Consider the following 3,502-nt stretch of genomic DNA (forward strand, 5'->3'; position numbering starts at 1 on the left):
GCGTGCTCGTCAGTCACACGCATCGCGTCCACCGCATCTCACCGCAACGTTCGTGACGATCGCGATCCGCCCCTCATTTGGGTGAGACGCGCGGATTAATAGTGCTGATTTGCCCGACGGGTTAAGCGGTTTATTTTTCGCGTGAGGGGTGGACAGACTTTGGGCTGATTTGCCCGTCGGGTTATTTTGTCGCACCCAAACCATCCACATCGTCATTGCGAGCCACCGGGTCGGCGCGGTAGCGCCGCCCGATGGCTCGCAATGACGGGGGCTGTCATTCCGGGGCGTCGCGAAGCGGCGAGCCCGGAATCCATTTCTCCGCCAGCGCAAGTGGTTGAATGGATTCCGGGCTCGCCGCTTCGCGCGCCCCGGAATGACGGAGAGTGGGGAGTCCGTGGCTATCCCTTGAGACGCCGCTCCGCGGCTCCTCGGGATGAGGACGCGAGGCAGCGGGCTAACCTGCCGCTTCATCCGAGAGTGAGCTCGCTTCCAGCCATTCTTCCTCGGCGCGCTGCAGTGCGGTTTCTGCGCCGGCGCGCGCTTGGGCGAGTTGTGCGGCCTGCTTCGGATCGCGCGTGAACAGGTCCGGCAGCGCGAGTGCGGCGTCGATCTTGGCAATGATGCCGGTGATGCGTTCGATCTCGGCCTCGGCCTGCACGATCCGCTGCTTCGGCGGGATGCGCTTCTCGCTTTTCGGACGCTCGGGCTTGGTGCTCTCCTTGTTGCGTTCGCGCGAAGCCGGGCGTATCTCATTCGCGGACAATATCGTCCTGCGATAGTCGTCGAGATCGCCGTCATAGCTCGTCACGGTGTGGTTGGCGACGACCCAGAGCCGGTCGGCGCAGGCCTCGATCAGGTAGCGGTCGTGCGAGACCATCAGCACGGCGCCGGGAAAATCATTGATCGCTTCGGCGAGCGCGGCGCGGCTGTCGATGTCGAGATGGTTGGTCGGCTCGTCCAGGATGATCATGTTGGGCGCGGCGAAGGTCGCAAGGCCGAGCAGCAGCCGTGCCTTCTCGCCGCCCGACAGGCTCTTCACCAGCGTATCCCCCGCTTTGCCGGAAAAGCCGATGGCGCCGACGCGGGCGCGCACCTTGCTCTCCGGCGCATCCGGCATCAGCTTGCGGATGTGGTTGTAGGGCGAGCCGTCGAGATTGAGCTCGTCGACCTGATGCTGCGCGAAATAGCCGACCGAGAGCTTTTCCGCGCGCGTGATCTTGCCGGAGAACGGCGCGAGCCGGCCCGCGAGCAGCTTCACCAGGGTCGACTTGCCGTTGCCGTTGGCACCTAACAGCGCAATGCGGTCGTCGGTATCGATGCGCAGCGTCACGCGGTTCAGCACCGGCTTGTCCGCATCATAGCCGACAGCGACGTCATCGACGGCGATGATCGGCGGCGACAGCGTCCTCTCGGGCGCCGGGAACGAAATCTCGTGCACGTCCTGCGTCACCAGCGCGGTGACCGGCTTCATCCGCTCCAGCATCTTCATGCGCGATTGCGCCTGGCGCGCCTTCGAAGCCTTGGCCTTGAAGCGGTCGACGAAGGCCTGCAGCCGCTTGCGTTCCTCGGCCTGGCGCTTGGCGTGCTTTGCATCGAGCATTTCGCGCGTGGCGCGCTGTTCCTCGAACGAGGAATAGGTCCCCTTGTAGAGCGTCAGCCTGCGGTGATCGAGATGGAGGATCTGGTCCACGGAGGTGTCGAGGAGGTCGCGGTCATGGCTGATCACGATCACGGTACGCGGATAGTGGGCAAGATGATCCTCCAGCCACAGCGTGCCTTCGAGGTCGAGATAGTTGGTCGGCTCGTCCAGCAGCAACAGATCGGGCGCCGCAAACAGCGTAGCGGCAAGCGCAACCCGCATGCGCCAGCCGCCGGAAAACTCGGCGCATGGCCGCGCCTGGTCGGCGGCCGAAAATCCGAGGCCGCTGAGGATTGCGGCCGCACGGGCAGGGGCGGAATGGGCGTCGATGTCGACGAGCCGGGTCTGGATTTCCGCGATCCGGTGCGGATCGTGCGCGGTCTCGGCCTCGCGCAGCAGCGCGTCGCGCTCGAGATCTGCCTTCAGTACGACCTCGATCAGGCTTTCCGGACCATTGGGCGCTTCCTGCGCGAGACTGCCGATCCGCCAGCGTGGCGGGATGGTGATGCTGCCGGCCTCAAGCGGAAGATCGCCGCGGATGGCATGAAACAGCGTCGACTTGCCGACGCCATTCCGGCCGACAAAGCCGACACGGGCGCCTGGGATGATCTGTACCGAGCTGTTCTCGATCAGAAGCCGCCCGGCGATGCGGACGGAGATATCGGAGATGGAAAGCATGCGGCGTTGTCACCGGAGCCGCCGCCAAACGCAACCCATCAGTCCGGTAAATTATGCTCTAGCTTTTCAGCTCCGCAGAGCTGTCCCGGCCAGCCCCGAGGCTGGCCTCCTTCAATGCAGACTGTCTTCCTCGCGCCGGCGCAGCTCGTCCAAGAGATGCTGCAAATGAGAGGTCAGTGACGTCTCCGGGCGCAAGCTTTGCTGCAGCCGTTCGCCCACCGCGTCGCAAATGGACCGGCAGGTCTTGTGATCGAGCTGCTCAAAGTCAACGTGGATTCGGCTAATCATGATCGGTCTTTCAGCGAGTTCCAGCTCGCCTTGCTTGAATGAAAGTTCGCAAGGTCAAGTCCGCAGCGCCGGATTTGTTTCCGATTGTCGCGCCTCCATATCCTCGCTCGCAGGTAGCAGGCCGACGGGTTCCATGCGCAAAAAAAGCCCCGGCGTTTGCGGCCGGGGCGCTCAAGTCTTGGGGAGCTCAGGTTTGGGGAGCTCAGGTTTGGGGAGCTCAGGTCAGGTCAATAGCAGCGGTTGATCAGGCGCCAGCGGGGGCCCCAGGGGGTCGGCACCAGGCGCCGCACGTAGCAGCCGCCATAGCCGGGGCCGCCGTAGTAGGCGGGGCCGCCGACAACGACGCGCGGACCCCAGCCCCAGCCACGATGCCAGCCACCGTGCCAACCGTCCCATGCCGAGGCGGAGGTCGGCGCCAGCGCAGCCGCGCCGAGCGAGGCCGCGGCAAGAGCGACAAGCGAGAATTTACGTAGCATGGTCGTCTCCTCGAGTTTCGGCGCCCGTCCGTTAGACGCGCCGGCGGTGACAATGTCTCTCGTGACGCCCTCGCATTTAGCTTTGTGGATGAGCTTCGAAGGCGTCCGATCGGTGAACAGCCTAGGCCGCGCGGTCTGAACGGGAGCGCGACGCCAGCTACAGAATGGGTTCACGTTCGTGAAATTGTCGTAATCCGGCCTGGTTAACCCTGAGCCACCCGAAGGCGATGCCGATCCCTGGTCGCCAAATCGTGCCGAAACCAGATCATGATCCGATTAGACGGATCGGATCATGATCTCATCTCTTTGTTTGAGCGTGATCTTTTCGGAAAACCGATTTCCACTTTCCGGATCATGCTCTAGGGTCTGTTGGGATTCAGGATTCTCATTCGTGCTTGGCTGTGATTCAAGCTTTGGATGG

The 3,502-nt window shown here is 63.5% G+C and carries 2 protein-coding genes; both read right to left on the reverse strand.

What is annotated here, in order from left to right:
* Nucleotides 1–454: 454 nt before the first annotated feature.
* Entirely contained in the window at nucleotides 455–2,317 is a 1,863-nt protein-coding gene (locus tag AAFX91_RS39995; RefSeq protein WP_394570164.1) for an ABC-F family ATP-binding cassette domain-containing protein, read from the reverse strand.
* Between the two features lie 515 nt (nucleotides 2,318–2,832).
* Nucleotides 2,833–3,081 carry a sulfur globule protein precursor gene (locus tag AAFX91_RS40000; RefSeq protein ID WP_394570165.1) on the reverse strand — a complete coding sequence of 83 codons (249 nt, stop codon included), beginning with the start codon at nucleotides 3,079–3,081 and terminating at the stop codon, nucleotides 2,833–2,835.
* Between the last annotated feature and the right edge of the window lie 421 nt (nucleotides 3,082–3,502).

The sequence above is a fragment of the Bradyrhizobium sp. 31Argb genome (assembly GCF_043638955.1).
Classification (GTDB): Bacteria; Pseudomonadota; Alphaproteobacteria; order Rhizobiales; family Xanthobacteraceae; genus Bradyrhizobium.